Annotated in this window: 14 protein-coding genes; 3 read left to right on the plus strand and 11 right to left on the minus strand. The window is 64.0% G+C overall.

Annotated features, from left to right (window positions below; translation table 11 throughout):
• Window positions 1-30 precede the first annotated feature (30 nt).
• Window positions 31-903 (minus strand): DEAD/DEAH box helicase family protein, encoded by an 873-nt coding sequence (locus JF52_RS0114970; RefSeq protein WP_033107416.1) that lies wholly within the window; start codon window positions 901-903, stop codon window positions 31-33.
• A 190-nt stretch (window positions 904-1,093) separates the two neighbouring features.
• Between JF52_RS0114970 and mobF the strand changes: the two genes are divergently transcribed.
• Window positions 1,094-4,651, plus strand: a complete 3,558-nt coding sequence (gene mobF / locus JF52_RS0114975; protein WP_084595898.1) for a MobF family relaxase — start codon at window positions 1,094-1,096, stop codon at window positions 4,649-4,651.
• Between the two features lie 65 nt (window positions 4,652-4,716).
• On the opposite strand, the gene JF52_RS0114980 is transcribed toward mobF, so the two are convergent.
• Both JF52_RS0114980 and JF52_RS0114985 read right to left on the minus strand, forming a co-directional pair.
• Window positions 4,717-5,721, minus strand: a complete 1,005-nt coding sequence (locus JF52_RS0114980) for a DNA-processing protein DprA (protein WP_052167097.1) — start codon at window positions 5,719-5,721, stop codon at window positions 4,717-4,719.
• A gap of 130 nt (window positions 5,722-5,851) precedes the next feature.
• Entirely contained in the window at window positions 5,852-7,096 is a 1,245-nt protein-coding gene (locus tag JF52_RS0114985; protein ID WP_235272478.1) for an integrase catalytic domain-containing protein, read from the minus strand.
• 306 nt (window positions 7,097-7,402) lie between these two features.
• Between JF52_RS0114985 and JF52_RS0114990 the strand changes: the two genes are divergently transcribed.
• Window positions 7,403-7,693, plus strand: a complete 291-nt coding sequence (locus tag JF52_RS0114990; protein ID WP_327036970.1) for a sulfate permease — start codon at window positions 7,403-7,405, stop codon at window positions 7,691-7,693.
• Window positions 7,694-7,942: 249 nt separating this feature from the next.
• On the plus strand, window positions 7,943-9,166 hold the full coding sequence (locus tag JF52_RS0114995) for an IS256 family transposase (RefSeq protein ID WP_033107418.1): 1,224 nt from the start codon (window positions 7,943-7,945) through the stop codon (window positions 9,164-9,166).
• A 535-nt stretch (window positions 9,167-9,701) separates the two neighbouring features.
• Here JF52_RS0114995 and JF52_RS0115000 read toward each other — a convergent pair.
• The 8 genes from JF52_RS0115000 to JF52_RS0115035 are packed head-to-tail and all read right to left on the minus strand — an operon-like array spanning window position 9,702 to window position 17,723.
• Window positions 9,702-11,096 (minus strand): NADH-quinone oxidoreductase subunit N, encoded by a 1,395-nt coding sequence (locus JF52_RS0115000; RefSeq protein WP_033107419.1) that lies wholly within the window; start codon window positions 11,094-11,096, stop codon window positions 9,702-9,704.
• A gap of 11 nt (window positions 11,097-11,107) precedes the next feature.
• Window positions 11,108-12,595 (minus strand): complex I subunit 4 family protein, encoded by a 1,488-nt coding sequence (locus JF52_RS0115005; RefSeq protein WP_033107420.1) that lies wholly within the window; start codon window positions 12,593-12,595, stop codon window positions 11,108-11,110.
• 4 nt (window positions 12,596-12,599) lie between these two features.
• A complete protein-coding gene (locus tag JF52_RS0115010; protein ID WP_033107421.1) occupies window positions 12,600-14,441 on the minus strand; it encodes an NADH-quinone oxidoreductase subunit 5 family protein in 1,842 nt (613 codons plus the stop codon).
• On the minus strand, window positions 14,438-14,725 hold the full coding sequence (locus tag JF52_RS0115015; RefSeq protein WP_235272480.1) for an NADH-quinone oxidoreductase subunit NuoK: 288 nt from the start codon (window positions 14,723-14,725) through the stop codon (window positions 14,438-14,440). Before JF52_RS0115015 ends, JF52_RS0115010 begins: the two co-directional genes overlap by 4 nt.
• An 11-nt stretch (window positions 14,726-14,736) precedes the next feature.
• On the minus strand, window positions 14,737-15,321 hold the full coding sequence (locus JF52_RS0115020; protein ID WP_052167098.1) for an NADH-quinone oxidoreductase subunit J: 585 nt from the start codon (window positions 15,319-15,321) through the stop codon (window positions 14,737-14,739).
• A complete protein-coding gene (locus JF52_RS0115025) occupies window positions 15,318-16,250 on the minus strand; it encodes a complex I subunit 1 family protein (RefSeq protein WP_235272482.1) in 933 nt (310 codons plus the stop codon). Before JF52_RS0115025 ends, JF52_RS0115020 begins: the two co-directional genes overlap by 4 nt.
• 1 nt (window position 16,251) lies before the next feature.
• Window positions 16,252-17,364, minus strand: coding sequence for a hypothetical protein (locus JF52_RS0115030; protein ID WP_152594916.1), 1,113 nt, complete (start codon window positions 17,362-17,364; stop codon window positions 16,252-16,254).
• Between the two features lie 8 nt (window positions 17,365-17,372).
• Window positions 17,373-17,723, minus strand: coding sequence for an NADH-quinone oxidoreductase subunit A (locus tag JF52_RS0115035; RefSeq protein WP_033107593.1), 351 nt, complete (start codon window positions 17,721-17,723; stop codon window positions 17,373-17,375).
• Window positions 17,724-17,924 lie beyond the last annotated feature (201 nt).

Raw genomic sequence — 17,924 nt, forward strand, 5'->3', positions numbered from 1 at the left:
GGCGGACTTGCTATAAACCGGTGGACTCACTCAACCCTGACACGTAGGGGACGACCGTGCAGGGTGAGGATCCGTTCCCTGTCCCCGATCTGGTGGAGCGGCAGTTCGACAAGGGCGACCGCGACATCGCTTGTTATCGTCGGGCGTGCGGTAATTGCTGAACTCATCCATCGTCTGGTCGGCGAGATTATTACGGTCGACGAGGAACAACACACGTTTGAAGCCGCCCCGTTTCAATAGCCGATAGGCCTCGGTGACCGCGGTGAACGTCTTACCTGCGCCGGTCGCCATTTGGATCAGCGAGCGCCCATAGCGCTGTTCGGAGAGGCTGTGCTCGAGGCCCTTCACCGCGTCGATCTGGGCAGGTCGGAGACCCGACTCGTCGAGTGCTGGAAGTTCTCGGACCATGCCTCGCCAGGTCGGCGGCACCGTCGGTTCATCGTGAGCCGCACGGATAGTCGCGGCCAGCATCTCTGGCTTGGGAAAATTGAAGATACGGCGTGAACGTGGTGCTGGGTCGAAGCCATCAGTGAAGTGCGTTTCGGAACCCGAAGCTTCGAAGACGAAAGGCAGGCGACCCTCCGGGTCGAGTGCCTTCTTGCGCACGTCGTCAGGTAAGCCAGTGGCATACATCGTCGACTGCCATTCCACACCGGAGAGAGGTGTGCCCATCGGCTTGGCCTCGATCACGCCTACGACTTCTTTGTCCACGTAAAGGAGGTAATCGACGCGCCCGTGCCCGGGATTCATGATGACTTCGCGGACAGCGATGCCTCGTTGCGGAGCGAAGAGATTTAGATGTTTGCGGTCCTGTACAGCCCACCCGGCAGCGCTGAGCTGGCGGTCAATGACTACCCGCGCCTTCTGCTCCGCAGCCAGAAGGGCATCCCCACTCTCATCCATTACTTGAGAGTTTATCGGTGGCTCCGACGCTGGCCGTGGGCTTCAGCACTTGAGCGTAGGGCTCATTGCTGACTGCTCCGAAAGTGACCACGCGTCTTGCAGATCGAGGTCGCGACCACTCGCGTGTGATCTCTGAAGTAGCCGATCCTGCTTGTTTACCTCCTCCTTGATGGAGGGAAGGTGGGCTGCGGTGACGGTGTCGATGCGGGTGATGTCGGCGGGCGACGGCTACAAGTATCTGCTGCGAACGGTGGCTGCTGGTGACGGCGATCGGGACCTTTCGACCCCGTTGACGAGGTACTACAACGCAGACGGCACCCCGCCGGGGCGATGGATGGGCAGTGGCCTCACCGCCCTTGGAAGCGGGCAGATCCACGAAGGTGATGAGGTCACCGAGGCCCAGCTCCAGCTGTTGATTGGCATGGGTCGTGATCCTGTCACGGGCGAGCCGCTTGGGCGCGCGTACCCGGCTTACAAATCGGCGGCTGAGTGGGTTGGTGAGCGAGTCAGTGCGCTCGATCCGGGGCTGGGACCGACCGCTCGGGCCCGAGCAGTCGCGGCGATCGAAGAGGAGGAATCCGAGCGTGGCACTCGACGAGCAGTGGCCGGATACGACTTCACCTTCTCTGTCCCGAAGTCCGCCTCCGTGCTATGGGCAGTCGCTGACGCAGGAACACAATCTCTCGTCGTCAACGCACACCATGCGGCGGTTGCAGAGGTGGTTGCGTTCATGGAGCGCGAGGTTGCAGCCACTCGCGCCGGTGCAACCCCTGGGGATGGTGCCGTTGCACAGGTCGAGGTGCGTGGGTTGATCGCAACAGCCTATGACCACTACGACTCACGCTCGGGCGACCCCCATCTGCACACGCACGTCGTGATCGGCAACAAGGTGCAGACCGTGCTCGACAACAAGTGGCGAAGCTTGGACGGGCGGCCCCTGCACGCTGCAACGGTGGCGCTCTCCGAGTTCCACGAAGCCGTGTTCGCCGATCACCTCACGCGGCTCTTCGGAGTTGAGTGGGAAACGCGTGAGCGCGGACGGGACCGCAATGCGGCATGGGCGATCGCGAAGGTCCCTGAACAACTTGTGTCCGAGTTCTCGTCGCGGTCGCGGCACATCGACGAGGAGAAGGATCGTCTCATCGCTACGTACGTGGAGAAGCACGGCAGGCAACCCTCCAGCACGACGATTATCAAGCTGCGTGCCCAGGCGACACTCGCTACACGCCCGGAGAAAGAGATCCACTCCCTCGCCGACCTCGCCGCTCAGTGGAGGCAGCGGGCGGGCAAGATCCTTGGTGTCGATGCAACTGTCTGGGCACGTGAGGTCACCGCGAATAACGCGCCGTTGCTCTTACGCGCTGATGATGTGCCGCTTGACGTCGTTCGTGGGCTGGGACAGAGCGTTGTGACCGTAGTCGGGGAGAAGCGTTCGACGTGGCGCCGGTGGAATCTCACGGCCGAAGCTGCCCGGCAAACGATGCGGTACCGTTTCGCGAGCACACGCGATCGTGAAGCGATCATCGGCATGGTTGTGGATGCTGCTGAGGCTGTGTCGATTCGACTCACACCGCCCGAACTGGCATCCAGCCCTGCCGTCTTTCGCAGGAGCGACGAGACGTCGGTATTTCGGCCGAAGAACTCCACGGTGTTCTCGTCTGGTGAGCTGCTCGACGCCGAGGAGCGCCTGCTTCAACTCGCGCACACAACGACGGGCCCGACTGTCTCGTTGGAGACTGTCGAGCGGATCACGCGGAAGCCTGACCGTGAGGGGTTGGTGCTCGGGGAAGACCAAGCGTCTGCGCTGACGAAGATCGCTGTCTCGGGTCGTGTCGTTGATCTGCTCGTCGGTCCGGCTGGCGCCGGGAAAACGACCGCCATGAACGCACTACGCCGGGCATGGGAAAAGGAACACGGTCAAGGATCCGTCGTCGGGCTGGCCCCCTCTTCGAGTGCGGCACATGTGCTCGCCGAGGATCTCGGTATCGCAACCGAGAACACGGCAAAATGGTGGCAGAGCCATCTCCAGGCAGACGTCGGCATTCAGCCAGGTCAGCTCGTCATCGTTGATGAGGCGTCACTCGCGGGGACGCTGTCGCTGGACCGGATCGCCCAGCTCGCTGCTCAGGCTGGGGCAAAGATGCTCCTGGTCGGCGACTACGCACAGCTCCAGGCGGTCGACGCGGGCGGTGCATTCGGACTGCTCACCCACGACCGCGATGAGGTTCCCGAGCTCGTCGACGTTCACCGCTTCACGCACGACTGGGAAAAGCGTGCGTCTCTCGATCTTCGACACGGTCACACCGAAGTTATCGACACCTACGAAGCGCACGATCGAAGCGTTGCCGGGGACACCGAAAGCATGATCGATGCTGCCTACGCCGCATGGCGCACCGATCTCGTCGCGGGGCTCGCAACGGTTCTCGTCTCAGACTCCAACGAATCCGTGACCACGCTCAATAACCGCGCACGGACCGATCTCATTCTCGACGGAACCGTTCACGGGATCCGTGAATCGGAGCTGCACGATGGAAACTATGCGGCGTGCGGTGACATCGTCATCACGCGCCGCAATGATCGCCGCCTGCTGGCAGGTCGAGGCTGGGTGCGCAACGGGGATCGCTGGAACGTCGTCGATGTTCGACGCGATGGATCGATGCTTGTTCGACGGGCTGGAAGTTCCTGGGGGACCAGCGTTCTTCTGCCAGCCGACTATGTAGCTGAGCACGTAGAACTCGGCTACGCCGTGACATCCTTCCGCGCGCAAGGCCTCACCACCGATACTGCCCACGTGCTCGTCGACTCGACCATGACCAGGGAGACTCTCTACGTGGCGATGACGCGGGGCCGTGACGCCAATATCGTTTACGTTGCCGTCGATACGCCCGACACTTCCCACGATGGCCCGCATCCGGGACAGAACGATGAAGTCACCGGCCGCAGTGTTCTCGGCGGCGTGCTCCAGCACGTCGGCGCGGAACTCTCCGCGCATGAAACGATTGCCGTCGAACAAGAGGTCTGGGGAACGATTGCACAGCTCGCCGCCGAGTACGAGACGATCGCTGCGGCAGCGCAACGCGATCGGTGGGCCGCCCTGGTTCGGGCATCCGGCCTCACTACCGAAGAAATGGATGAGGTCATTGGCTCGGATGCGTTCGGCCCTTTGACCGCAGAGCTGCGCCGAGCTGAAGCCAACCATCATGACCTGGCCAGCGTGCTCCCGCGTCTTGTCCGTGCACGCGGCTTTGGGGATGCGGACGACATCGCTGCGGTCATCCGTCACCGACTGATAGCGGCGACTGCTCAGCCCGCTGGATCGGGGCGTTCACGGAAAGTGGCCAGGCTCATTGCCGGGCTCGTGCCCGAAGCGATGGGGTCGGTCGCTGATGACATGCGTCAGGCGCTCGATGAACGTCGTGACCTCATCACGCAGCGAGCCGACGCAGTGCTCGGCAAAGCCATCGCAGATGATGCGCGATGGATCGCGTCACTCGGTGAAGCTCCCGCTACTGCATCGGGGCGTGAGAGGTGGCAGTTGGCGGCGCGGACGATCGCCGCGTATCGCGACCGATACGCCGTCACGACGCCGAGCCCGCTTGGGCTCCGACCCGAAGCCACGGCGCAGCGAATCGATCACGCAAGGGCCGAAGCAGCACTCACCGAGATCCGCCGTTTGAGCGCCGCGGCCAAGGTTGTGCAGTCCCATCGTGAGCCGTCTGAGCGGACTTCGGAGGGGCGGGTGCTCTGACCGCTGCCCAGTCGCGCCGGTACACGCTCGTACCGCCAAGAAGCCGCGCTGAGGAAGATGGGCGATTACAGGCCGCGTGAATCGGGTGAGCGACGATCACACGCTGCAGCGATGCGAAATGCTCGTGATAGCTCCGCGTTGCGGTCGTTGCTCTTGTCGTCGTCAGCGAGTCGAAGAACGTCTCCGGAACCTGTGAGCAAACGGGCGCGTCTGTCTTGAATAAGGATGTTGGAGCCATAGCTGGCGGCACTCGTCACGGGCCCCGGAACCGCACCGACTGAGCGCCCAAGCTCCACCGCTTCGTCGGCGACACGCAGCGATCCTGACCGCGCCCCCGCCTCAACGATCACCGTCGTCGAGGAGAGCGCGGCCATAATCCGGCCACGATCGAGAAAGCGCTGCCGCGTTGGTGCAACACCCGGTGCAACCTCAGAAACGAGGAGACCTCGTTGCTCAATACGCGCAAACAGATCCGCGTGTCCAGCAGGGTATGCGCGATCGACCCCACCCGCGAGGACTGCAATCGTTCTTCCACCGGTCGCCAATGCCGACCGGTGTGCGACTGCTTCGATACCGTAGGCACCGCCAGCGACAACGACACAGCCACTGAGCGCGAGGTCACTGGCGAGTTCAATCGCCATGTGGTCCCCATACGCGGTGGAGGCGCGCGCACCGGTCAGCGTGATGCGGTCGGCGAGAGGCTTGGCCAGCAGCGCAGTCTCGCCACGCGTCCAAAGTGCATATGGTGTGCGTGCTCCGAGATCGTTGAGGGCGACTGGCCAATCCTTCTCACCCGGAATCAGGACCCGGAGGCCTTGTCGCTCGAAGGTCGCCATCTGTGTGACCAAGGCATCGGCGTTGCTCACAGTGTGTAAGCGTTCGCGCCATACTGCTGCTGCGATTTGGTCGAGGCCGGGCACCGCGCCGTCAGCATCAGCGAGGCGGAGCAGTTCTACGGCACCGACTCGGCCAAGGAGACGACCGGTCGACGGATCATTCGGTGCAGCCACGAGCGAGAGAACGGTTCGCGCGCTCCGCTCGTCGTGTCCGAGGGAAGAGAGGGAAGTCATCGTAGGGCTCCTTCACAGCAGTCATCACCGTGAAGGTGCACAGATCCGCCCCGAAGTGCCTCATGTCAATATGCCCGCGAGATCTTCTCCGTGCCTCAGTTGAGAATGCCCGCGAAATCCGAGGGTCAGTTCAGCTCGCTTTGCGGAGTGTGACGCCGCGTGCGGTATCGGGGAGTGGTTTCGCGAGGGTGGCTTCGAGGTCCAGGGTTGCGCGCTTGGCGATCGCGACGAGCCGGTCCTGAAGGGACTGGATGCGGCGGGCGAGCTCGGCCGGGTTGAGCTTGTCGCGATACTCGAGCAACTCGCGTTCCTGGACGGGCGAGAGGACACCGGCATCGAGGAGCCGCTGGAACGGTGTTCTCGGCTTGTCATAGATGCGGCAGCGGCGGCCGATCTTGTCGGTCTTCCAGTCGATGGGCTTCTTCGTCGGGGTGAAGTAGTTCAACCGGTCGTTCACGACGGGCCAGAGCCGGTTCAAGACCATGAGTGCGTCAGCGTTCTCGTAGCGCCAGTAGAAGCCGTAGCGGCGGACGAGGTGGTTGTTCTTGGACTCGATCGTAGCCTGGTCATTCTTCTTGTAGGGCCTGGACCGGGTGAAGAAGATCTTGCGGTTCGCAGCCCAATCGATCACGTCGTAGTTGATGAACTCGCCACCGTTGTCGAAGTCCAGCCCGGTGACCTCGAACGGGATCGTCTCGACGGCGAGAGTGAGCGCGGCGAGGATGTGGACGTGGGCGTTATTGCGCGTCGAGCGCGTGAACGTCCGCCCCGTGCGCATATCTGTCAGGTTCAGTGTCCGGCAGAACTCGCCTTTCAGTGTCGGCCCGCAGTGCGCGACCGTGTCGCCCTCGAAGAACCCCGGCGTATCTTCGACCTCATCACCGGCCTTGCGGACGGTGATCGAGTTCCGCAGCAGCGGCGACGGTTTCGTCGTCGAAATGCCCCGCAACGAGTCTTTCGCCTTCGCCGGCGCGAGGTAGCGGTCGATCGTCGCCGCCGACATTCCCAGCAGTTCCTCCCGAACCTCGGCCGAGTAGCGGCTCCTCCCGAATACGAGCTCGCCATGGCGCTCCAGCGCGGCCAGGAGAATCTCCATCACGGCCGCGAGATACTTCCCGCACTGCCCGCCGCTGAACGCCCACACCCGCTGCAGCGTCTTCGTCGCGTCATACGAGAACTTCCGCGGCCTCGGCGCCCGCGACTTCCTCACCGACCGCGGGCCCGGCTTCGCCGCTGCGGACAGACGACGCCTGGCATTATCGCGCGACCAGCCCGTCACCGCGACGACCTCGTCAAGCAACCCACCGCGAACCCTCTTCGACGCCCGCGCATACGCGCGAGCATACTTCTGCGTGATCTCGACCCGAGTGGCCACACTCAACTCACATCCCATGCCCCATCATCACGCCCCCACGAATTTCGCGGGCATTCTCACGTGAGGCACGACTCGCGCTTCGCGGGCACTTTAAGTGAGTCTCGTCGCGCCCTTTCCTATGTCGTTGGTTCGGCGTACCCTTGGCAACAGGCGACACACTCAATGTTCGCCATCGCCCGCGCGATGGCATGACGGCCCAGGGCAGTCCTCCAAGGTTCAACGTTGCCGAGCCACGAGAGGACCGTTGTTTTGCTTCGAATCATCTGGGTTATCAGCATCCACCTCCGCAACTTCATGCGCAGGTACATGCCCACGAACATCCTGCTCGACGTGATTCGCACCCGCCGCGGGCTCAAGTGGGGCGTGCCTGCGATGCTTCTCGCCGTCCCGTATCTCTTCGCCGCGAGCATCTGCACAGCTCTGATCGACGGGGGAGCGTCCCGCTGGCTCTACGTCGTTGCCCTTGTCTGCATCTGGAACGCGCTCAAGTTCATCGTGATCGGGCCGGTCTCAGCCGTGATCCTTCTTAGGGCAAGGAATGCGGAGCGCCGGAGCAGGCGACGTCAGCCACGCACAACCAGTGCACAATGGGCGTGAAGGGCGACGGGCGCACCAAGAGGATGGCAACCACCGACACATGCATCCGGTGGTTGCTGATGGCGCAGAACAGCGGCCGTTAGGGGATCTCGGGGCTTCCTAGCGTATTGCTGGCGCTTCTACGAGGGTGACGTCCCGTGGAGTGGTGGAGATTCCGATGAGGTCGCCTGCGTCGTAGACGTGGGTGAGCCATCGTGCGATGGTCAGTGAGAACTGTCTAGGAATCTCAACGTAAGGACACAAAGCACGATGGCTCTTGACCAGTCTGTCCTCCTCGAGCTCCTCGGGGAACTGAAACTCACCGATGTCACCGACCGGATCCGGGTCGCGACCGAAACGCTCTATCAGGAGCTGATCGATGCGGAAGCGGCCGCGTTCATCGGCGCCGGACCGTTCGAACGAACTCCGGAACGAACAACGCAACGCAACGGCACTCGCCCGCGAACTCTGACTACGACCGCGGGGGAACTGGATCTGCGGATCCCGAAGCTTCGACAGGGGGCATTCTTCCCGTCGTTGTTGGAACGACGCCGCCGCGTCGATCAGGCCCTGTTCGCGGTCGTGATGGAGGCCTATGTTCACGGCGTCTCAACGAGGAAGGTCGATGACCTTGTGAAGGCGCTCGGCGCGGACACCGGCATCTCGAAGTCCGAGATGTCACGAGTCTGCGCGAACCTTGACGAGGACGTTGCGGCATTCCGTGACCGGCCACTGGCCGACACCGCGTACCCGTATGTGTTCCTCGACGCGACTCACTGCAAAGCCCGCGTCGGCCGGCGGGTCGAGTCCCAGGCCGTTGTCGTCGCGATCGGTGTCGCCGCGGACGGGCGGCGCGAGGTCCTGGGCTTCGAGGTCGGAGAGACCGAATCGCAGCCGTTCTGGACCAGCTTCCTGCGCTCGTTGAAGACCCGCGGTCTCGGCGGGGTGAAGCTCGTCATCAGCGACGCTCACACTGGTCTGATCTCCGCGATCGAGACCGTCTTCGCTGGCTCCGCATGGCAGCGTTGTCGAGTGCACTTCATGCGCAACGTGCTCTCGAATGTTCCGAAAACATCAGGACCGATGGTCGCGTCCATCATCCGCACGATCTTCGCGCAGTCGGACACCGAGCACGTCTTCGCGCAGTTCCACGAGGTCGTGCGCATGCTGACACGGTCACACCCAAAGATCGCGGACATGCTCGAAGACGCGAAGAATGACATCCTCGCGTTCTGCGGGTTCCCGCAGCAGCACTGGCGACAGATCTGGTCCACGAACCCTTTGGAACGCGTCAACAAAGAGATCAAACGCCGCACCGACGTCGTCGGCACGCTCCCGAACCCCGCCGCGCTCCTGCGCCTGGCGGGCCACGTCCTGATCGAGCAGCACGATGAATGGGACGGCGCCGACCGCCGCTACTTCTCCGAGCACTCCATGAAACTCCTCACCACCACCGACGAGGAGGTGGCGACCCCGGAACTCAACGCGGCATAATCAAACCAGCTGGCCCGCACGGTGTCGAGAAACTCCACCACGCAGCGGGACGTCACCCGCATGGAAACCGTGCATCTCGTGACGTGCTCTGCATGACCTGAGCCGCAGAACTACGCGGGACTGTCGTCAGATCGAGAGGTTGGGACGCCTGGGGGTCAAGGGGTCGCAGGTTCAAATCCTGGCAGCCCCACAGAAAATCCCTGATTAGAAGGAATTTTTATCAGGAATTTGTTGTTTCCGGAAGCCGGATTTTTTGGTCCCCTCCTGGTCCCCCTCGTGCTTTCGGCAAAGTGAGGCTGTGGATAACGGAACGCCGTGCGAAGCCCTCCCTGTGGATAAGGGGGCCAAAAGGGGACCAGAACCGCTCCCAGCGTGGTCCTCGATGCCTGATACGGCAGTCGAGTCCTAGCAGTTCCGACTAGCAGCATTGAAGCGGCTGGCCTCACGGCACGACCGATGCTCGCAATCCCCGGCAGGTTGTGGATGTAAACCCCAGATCCGACACGTTCAGGCCCTCTCGTCTTGCTGCGCATGGTCAGATCAGGCTTGGAGCGATCGCCACGGCGACGAAACCTGACAAGAGTACGGCTGCCGCGAGTACCAGCGCGGTCGCCTGTACGCTCGTGGGGGCCGCCGGGAAGGCCGGTCCTGACCTGCCCTCTGGCGCGGCGCGGAAGGGGCCGGTGAAAAGGCGAAGGTAGTAGAAGAGACTGACCACCGTATTGATCGCTGCGACGACGACGAGCCAGACGAGTCCGCCATCCCACGTCGACGTGAACACGGCGAGTTTGCCGAAGAAGACAGCGGTGGGCGGGGTTCCCACCAGGCTGAGCGCGCCGATAGCCAGCGTTGCGGTCAGCCATGGATGCCGGCGTGCGGCACCGGCGAAGTCGTCGATATGCTCGCGTCCGGGAAGCGCAGTGAAGGCGGCGAAGACTGTCAGGTTCGAGATGCTGTACAGCACCAAGTATGCGAGCAGACTCGCAGGAGCAGTGGGGGCCGCGCCGATGACCGCGATCGGCATGAGCAGATATCCGACCTGACTCACGGTGGACCAGCCCATCAGGCGGCGCACGTTGCGCTGTGCCAGCGCGGCAAGATTTCCCACGGTCATGCTCAGTGCCGCGAGCACTCCGATGAGGAGGGGAACGTCGATGCTCGACGGCATCACGGTCACCACACGGGCGATGGCAACGAGGGCGCCGATTTTGGGGACTGTTGTTAAGAACGCGCCGACAGCCGTGCCTGCGGCTTCGGTGGCGTCGGGCACCCAGAAATGCCCCGGCACCCCTCCTGCCTTGAAGAGGAGTCCAATGATGGTCGCAACGACACCCAAGACGACCGCAGCGGTCGGGGCTGCCGCGAGGGCGGTGTTCATGGTCGCGTAGCTACTCGTGCCTGCGAGGCTGGTCAAAAGTGCCACTCCCGCGAGCAGAAGGACACCGAACAGCGCCCCCATCAGATACGTCTTCAGAGTCGCTTCGGCGGCGTGGGCAGTACGTCTGATCCCGATGAGCGCGTACAGCGGGATGCTCGTGAGAAGGAACGCCGCGATGAGGACGAGCAGGTCTGTCGCTCCGCCCATCACGACGGTGCCGAGGGTGGCCAGGAGGAGGAGCGTGTACGTTTCGCTTTCCCTGGGGGAGCCGCGGAAGTCGCGCCGTCCAATCAGGACCACGACCACCGTGCACAGGGGAGCGAGTACGCGCACGAGCGTTGTCGGGGTGTCGATGGCGTAGGTTCCCTCGAAGATCGCACCCCCCGTCTGACCGGCAGCTCCCGCGGCGATGCCCGCACTGACGACGAGCGCCCCGAGGGTGAACCAACGGATGATGACCTGACCTCGGCGTGGCAGGAAGCTGCCGCCGAGCAGAGCGATCACCGCGGCGGCGAGGAGCACCGCTTCGGGGATCAGCGCGGAATAGTTCATAGACATCGATGTCACGGGCCGAGCACGCCTATCAGCTGGTCGGCCGCGGGGGCGATGAGTTCGATCAGTGGGCCGGGGAAGATGCCGATGATCACGGACAGCCCCAGAAGCACAACGAGTGGGACGATCTCACGGGGCCGGAGGTCATCGAATCCGGGCGATAGGCCGGTGGTGGGGCCGGTGAAGACTCGTTGGAAGGCGCGCAAGAACAGCACGGCCACGATCAGAATGCCCGGTAGTGCCAGTGCTGCCCACAGCGTCGTGCCGATGCTGCCCGTGAAGATCTGGAACTCTGCGATGAATCCGCTGAAGCCGGGAAGGCCGAGGGAGGCGAACGCGGCGATGGCGAAGAAGCCCGCGAACCGCGGGGCGGGCGAGGCGAGTCCTCCGTAGCGGCGGAGATCGTAGCTGCCGGTGCGATCCCAGAACACTCCCGCGAGCAGAAACAGTGCGCCGGTGATTAGACCGTGCGACACCATCTGGATCACGGCGCCGGTGATTGCAAGGTGCTGCGCCTGTTCGCTGTCCTGGGACACGATTCCGGCGGCACCGACGGCGAGGATCACGTAGCCCATGTGGTTGATCGAGGTGAACGCGATCATCCGTTTCACGTCCGTCTGCGCCAGTGCGACGAGCGCGCCGTAGAGCACCGACACGATTCCCACCGCGACGATCACCCACGCGCCGGCCCTCCAGGCATCCGAAAGCATCGGCATCGCGATGCGCACGAAACCGTACGTGCCCATCTTCAACATCACGGCGGCGAGCACGACGGACCCGATGCTCGGGGCATCGGTGTGGGCAGGGGGTAGCCAGGAGTGGAACGGGAACGTCGGGGTCTTGATCGCCAAGCCGACCACGATCGCGGTGAGAATGAGGCCACCGGTCACCGCGTTGCCCGTGAAAGCTCCCGCCTGGGACAGCTCGATCATGTCGAACGTGTGAGGGGAGGAGTTCAGGTAGAGCCCGATGAATCCCAGCAGCAGGGCCAGCGATCCCAGGAACGTGTACAGGAAGAACTTAAGTGCGGATCGGCGGGCGTTGCCGTGACCCCATCCGGCGATGACGAAGTACATCCCCACGATCGACAGATCGAACCAGAGGAAGAACAAGATGAGGTCTTGGGCGGCGAAGAGCCCGAGGCACGTGGTCTGCAGGAACAAAAACAGCGCGGCCTGCGCGCGCGGTCGATCCTCAGTCCGGAGGGACCACACGGCGCTCGCGACGAAAATCACCCCGGTCAGCAGGAGCAGCGGGAGTGAGAATCCGTCGACGCCGATGTGATAGCTCGTGCCGACGCCCGGCATCCATGCCAGCTGCTCCTCCGCGACGAGGCCATCGCCGCTCGTTGGCCCGGCCACCGTGATGCCGGCGATCAGGGCCAGATCGACGAGGGTCGTGGTCAGCCACACCCAGCGTGCTGCGGCCGGCGTGATCTTTTTGAACACCGCGAGAAGGATGCCGGCCGCGACCGGCAAGAAGATGACAATGCTGAGCACGGGGCTACCTCACAACAATCAAGAGCACGACGAGGGCGACGGTGATGACGGCGCCAGCGGCGTAGTAGTCGGCGATACGACCAGATTGGGAACGTTGGGCAAGCCTTCCCGCCGCGCGGGTGAACGTCACGACGCGACCCACCGCACCGTCGACCTCGCCGTCGAGAGACCGCGTGGCGGCACCCGCCCGATCGAGGGCACGCGGCACGGCATCGATCGCCGCGTCGAGGCGGACATCGAAACGAGCCAGAACCGCAGCGAATGCGTCCAGCGGGCGGCCGACGATGGTGACCGCGGCACGCTCCAGACCAAACCAGGTCGCTGCCCCAGGAACAGGCGGAAGCCGATACCGCAGCACGACAAGTACGACGATGAGGGCAAGGAGCGCTGATGCCGCCAGCTCAGCGACGCTGCTCTGAGGCTGCCCTGCTGCGCCGAGGGTTTCGCGGAACGGAGCATCCACGCCGGGAGCAGCGAGGATTCCCAGAACAGCCGCCCCGACTGCCAGGACAACGAGCGGGCCGGTCGCGCCGGCAGGAATGTGCCGCGTTCCCGGCTGCTCGGCATCCCACCCCGCCTCACGCGCCGCGTCCTGAACAGGAGCCGCCCACGCCACTCCGATGATTTTCGCCGAGTACGCCGCCGCCAGTACCGCCCCCACCAGGCCAGCCGCGTACAGAGCGGGGCTCGCTTCGAGCGCGGCCGCGAGGACAGAGTCTTTGGTCAGCCAGAGCGAGAGCGGGGGGATGCCGGCGAGCGAGAGTGCTCCGATCATGAACGTCACTCCGACGAGAGGCCACCGCCGGCCGACGCCACGCAACGCGTGCAACTGTTTGGTGCCCGTTGCTGCCAGCCACGCGCCCGCGATGAGGAACAGCAGCGCTTTGGTGGCCGCGTGTGCGATCAGCTGCGCAGTTCCCCCCGCTGTCGCCCCGATGCCGGCGGCGAGAGTCACAAATCCCAGTTGCGCGGCGGTGGAGGCGGCGAGGAGCTGTTTGAGGTCGGACTGGCCGATGGCGATCACACCCAAAACGATGGTCGTGGCCGCACCGATCCATGCGGCCGCCCATCCCGCCCAGCCGGACGCGAGCAAGAGTGGACTCAGGCGAAGGAGCAGATATCCGCCCATGGCGACCATCGCGGCGGAGTGCAGCAAGGCGCTCACGGGGCTGGGCCCTTCCATGGCGCGGGACAACCAGAAGCTGAAGGGGAGTTGCGCGGCCTTTCCCAGGCCGGCGATCAGGACGCCCGCGGCGATGAGCGACAGCCAGGGCGCCGAGGCGCTACTCAGATCGTCGAGTTGCCAGCCCACGCCCGCGACGATGGCCACACCCGCAGCCAGATACAGTCCGAGGTCGGCCGTCCGCGTCACGGTGAATGCGACGAAACCCGCGGGAATGGTGCGGGCGTTCTGCCAGTGGAAGCCGATGAGAGCGTACGAGGTGGCGCCCATAATCTCCCACGCGGCCAGCAACGACACTAGCGACGTCGAGGTCACCGTGATGAGCACGGCAGCGATGAACACCAGCATCAGGCCATGGAAGCGGGCCTCGGTCTGTGTCCGCTCAGCAGCAGCGAAGACCAAGACGAGGAGCGCGACGGCGGTGATCATCGGCAGCAGGACGGCGGAAAGCCCATCGACAACCAGGGTGGCACCGCTCGGCCCGATAAAGGCCGCCTCCCACCTCGGCCGGGTAATGGCCGCAGTGATCGCGGCCGCCATTGTCACAGCGGCGACCGTTATCGATGTGACCGGTGCCATTCTGTCGAAGCGGCGGCCGCCGAGAAGGAGGGCGGTGCCGGCAACCGCGGGTAACGCGATCAGTGTGATCAGTAGGAGGCTCATCCGTTCAGGTCCGTTGCCGAATCGATCATGTCGGACCCGCGGGAGCGGTGCACGATCGTGGCCGCCGCGAATCCCATCGCCATCTCCACCGTCATCGCCGCGAGGATGACGATCATTAGGGTCTGGCCATCGGGCGTGGGCGCGAGGAACCACCACAGCGCGCCGGCCGCGAGGAGTACACCGTTGATCATCAGTTCGATGCCCATCATCACCATGACGACAACCTGCTGCGAGAGGGCGCCATAGAGCCCGACAGCAAAAAGCGCCGCCGCCACGACGAGCACGAGCGAGAGGGTCATTGGTGGTGCTCCCCTGCCATCGACGAGTCAGGCGGCATCGGCGTACCGTCGCCTTCTTCGCCGTCACGATCCTCACCAGGTGGGTCGGAACGGCCGTGCGGATTGGCCAGCACCAGTGCCGCGACAATCGTCGCGAACAAAACGGGGCTGATGACGAGCATCACTAGCATTTTCGAGCCCATGATCGCGTCGCCCAGAGACCTGACGAGGTCCGCGGCAGGTTCGCCGGCACGTGCGGGCCAGGGGATGACAAACGCTGCCACGGCCAGGAGCACGAAGACGGTGGCGGCGATGATCATCGAACGGCGTTTGCTGTGGGTCATATCCATGGGCATCAACGCCGGGTTCATCCCCATGAACATGACCATGAAAACGGCCATGATCGCCATCTCCATCAACATCATGAGGATGGTGATGACCCCGATGTAGTCCAAGTTCAGGACAACGAGGATCGCGCCGACACACACGAACGACATCGCAAGGGCGTAGGTAGCCCGCGCCATCGAGTTGACTACGAAGACGGCGATGCCGCTTGCGACAGCAACGACAGCGAACAACCAGAACAGCAGAGCCGCGATCACAGTGCACCCCCGTTGACGCCCACGATCACGGCGACGACGGCGACCTGAACGATCGTCAACGGCAAAACGATGACCCACGCGAGCCCCGCGAGACGGTCAGGGCGAATCATCGGGAAGAGTCGTCGCACCGTCAACATCCCCGCCAGCACGACCAGGGTCTTGATGAGCACCCACATCGACGGTGGCAGCCACGGACCGTTTCCGCCACCGAGGAACAGCGGCACCGCGAACGCGGCACCGGCGACGAGGACGGCGTACCGGCCCACGAGAACGAGCAGCCGGTCGACGCCGCTCAGCTCGACAAGCACGCCAGAGGCGATATCGCCGCTCATCGCGGTATGGAAAGGACCCCACGACGAAAACGCCACCACGGATGCAACGAAAATCAGGAATGCCACCGGCATCCAGACGACAAACCACAGGTTGCCCTGCGCGTCCTGCACATCGAGCATGCGAAGGCTCCCAGCCGCGATGGCCGGCGCGGTCAGCGCGAACATCAGCGGAAGCTCGTACGAGAGAGCGAGTGCGAGGAAACGGTATCCGCCGACGAGCGACCAGGAACTGTTGGCTCCCCACCCGAGCAACCACCACAGCGCCCACAACAACACGTCGACCGCATTGAACCACACCAGACCCACGGGCAGGTCGGCCAGAACGAAGGATCCGAAAGGGATCACCAGCATCTTTAGCATGGCCGCGATGACCAGGCCCGCGCCGGCGATACGCCACAGCAACGAATCTGCCCCCGCAAGAGTGCGGCGTTGCTGGCGAAGCAGGCGGCTCACCTCCCGAAGGGGCGCGGCGGCGGCGGTTAAGACCGGTGCACCGCCAGATCGAGCATCAAGCATCGCGTTCGCGGCCGCCGCAGCCCAGGCGACCACGACGAGACCGCCGCCCACCAGCAACACGGCGACAAAGACCGTGGCCACCTCACCCACGCGGCACCCGCTCCCGTGAGATCGCATGTTCCAGCCCGAGGGATGCCACGATCAGGCGAACGGTCGAGAGTTCTTGACCCACGACTGCGCTACGGATCACCTCGCTGGTCGCACTGTCCGCGGCGGACCCGAGCACCGGACGGCTTGGGGGAGCCGCTTCAGGGTCAAGCAACGCGGAGCAGGTGCGCAGCCAACCAACGAGTGTGCCACGCGGATCGATGGATTCGTCCGCCGCGATACCCTTCGCACTCCACGCCAGCGTCCGTGACCGCTCTGCGCGGCGGGTAAGACGGGTCAATCCGGAGCGAATCTTCTCGAGCGGTGCATCGTCGAGGAGGTCGTTGCGGACGCGCCGTGCCCGTGCGGCCATCGGATCCCAGCCGACGACGGCGAGAACTCGCGATGCTGCATCGCACAGGCGGGCGGCATCTTCCCGAACAGATCCCGCAGGCAATTCGTCGGCCTCACCCCACTCGATCTCCACATCGGTGACCAGATCACCATGCAACGTGCAGTGCACAACGAGCGCCGCGGGCCAATCCGACAGAATCGGACCCAGGGTGAGGTGGGTGGCATCCATCTCCAAGCCATCACGGTCCTCCGATCCTTCGGCAAGCGGGATACCGCCGGGGCCAGACATATCCATTCCGTGACCCGAGTGGTCCATGTCGTGTCCGGACTGGCCCATTTCGTGTCCGGAGTGGCCCGTGTCGTGGGGCATGTCCATGTCGTGTCCGGAGTGGTCCATTGACATCTCGGCGACGACGGGCGGCTTGCTCGCCTGCTCACTTCGAGACCGCATGCGCTGGGTTGTGGTGTCGCGGAGGTCCTCAACAACGGCATCCAACGTCGACGACAGGTCTGCAACATTGGTCACAATGGCGCGCGCACGAGGGGCGGGAACCTGCTGCCACACCGAATCAATCAGGCCGCTCAGCGCCGCCTCCGGTCGTCCGCAGACCAGCAGCGCGTCACTGTCTGCGGGCGCACACGCCAGTGCCCAGCCGCGAGCCGTGACCGCAGCCTCAACCCTCATCCGCAAAAGACCCGAGCCGGGGGCCTCGACGATCATGACGTGAACGCGCTTCACCGCGGCATTGGCCACCCACCCGGTCAGACCCATCGGAAGGCCCCTTCACGCCACGCCCAGACAACGCCCGCGACCAATAGCGCGAGAAACACGAACATCTCGATGATGGCTTCGGCACCGCGTTCGGCCACGATGACCGCCCACGGATACATGAACAGCATCTCGACATCAAAGGCGAGGAACACCAGCGCAATCGGGTACCAGCGTGCGTGATACCGGGACAGCGCATGTTCGCGTGGTTCCCAGCCGGACTGGAACGGGAGGACCTCCACTACATCCCGGGAAACCGCCACGAACCGACCCACCACGTACAGCAATCCCACCGCGGCCAGACCGAGGCCGATCACAATGAAAACGCTGATGTAGGGGGACATGCTACGCATCTCACTTCCAGATCGGCGACGATAGTTCGGCTATACCCGAGCCTAGGCTGTAGTCAAAGGAATCGCCGGGGTTCCGGCGGTTCATGCCGTAGCGAAGCGCAGACCGGTGAGAGCTGCATTATCGGAGGACGAATGGAATGGTTGGTGCGCACGGCGGGAGCAGTGGTCGTTTTCCTAGTACTCCGCGACATG

Origin of the sequence: Microbacterium profundi, assembly GCF_000763375.1 — a bacterium.
GTDB classification, from domain to species: domain Bacteria; phylum Actinomycetota; class Actinomycetes; order Actinomycetales; family Microbacteriaceae; genus Microbacterium; species Microbacterium profundi.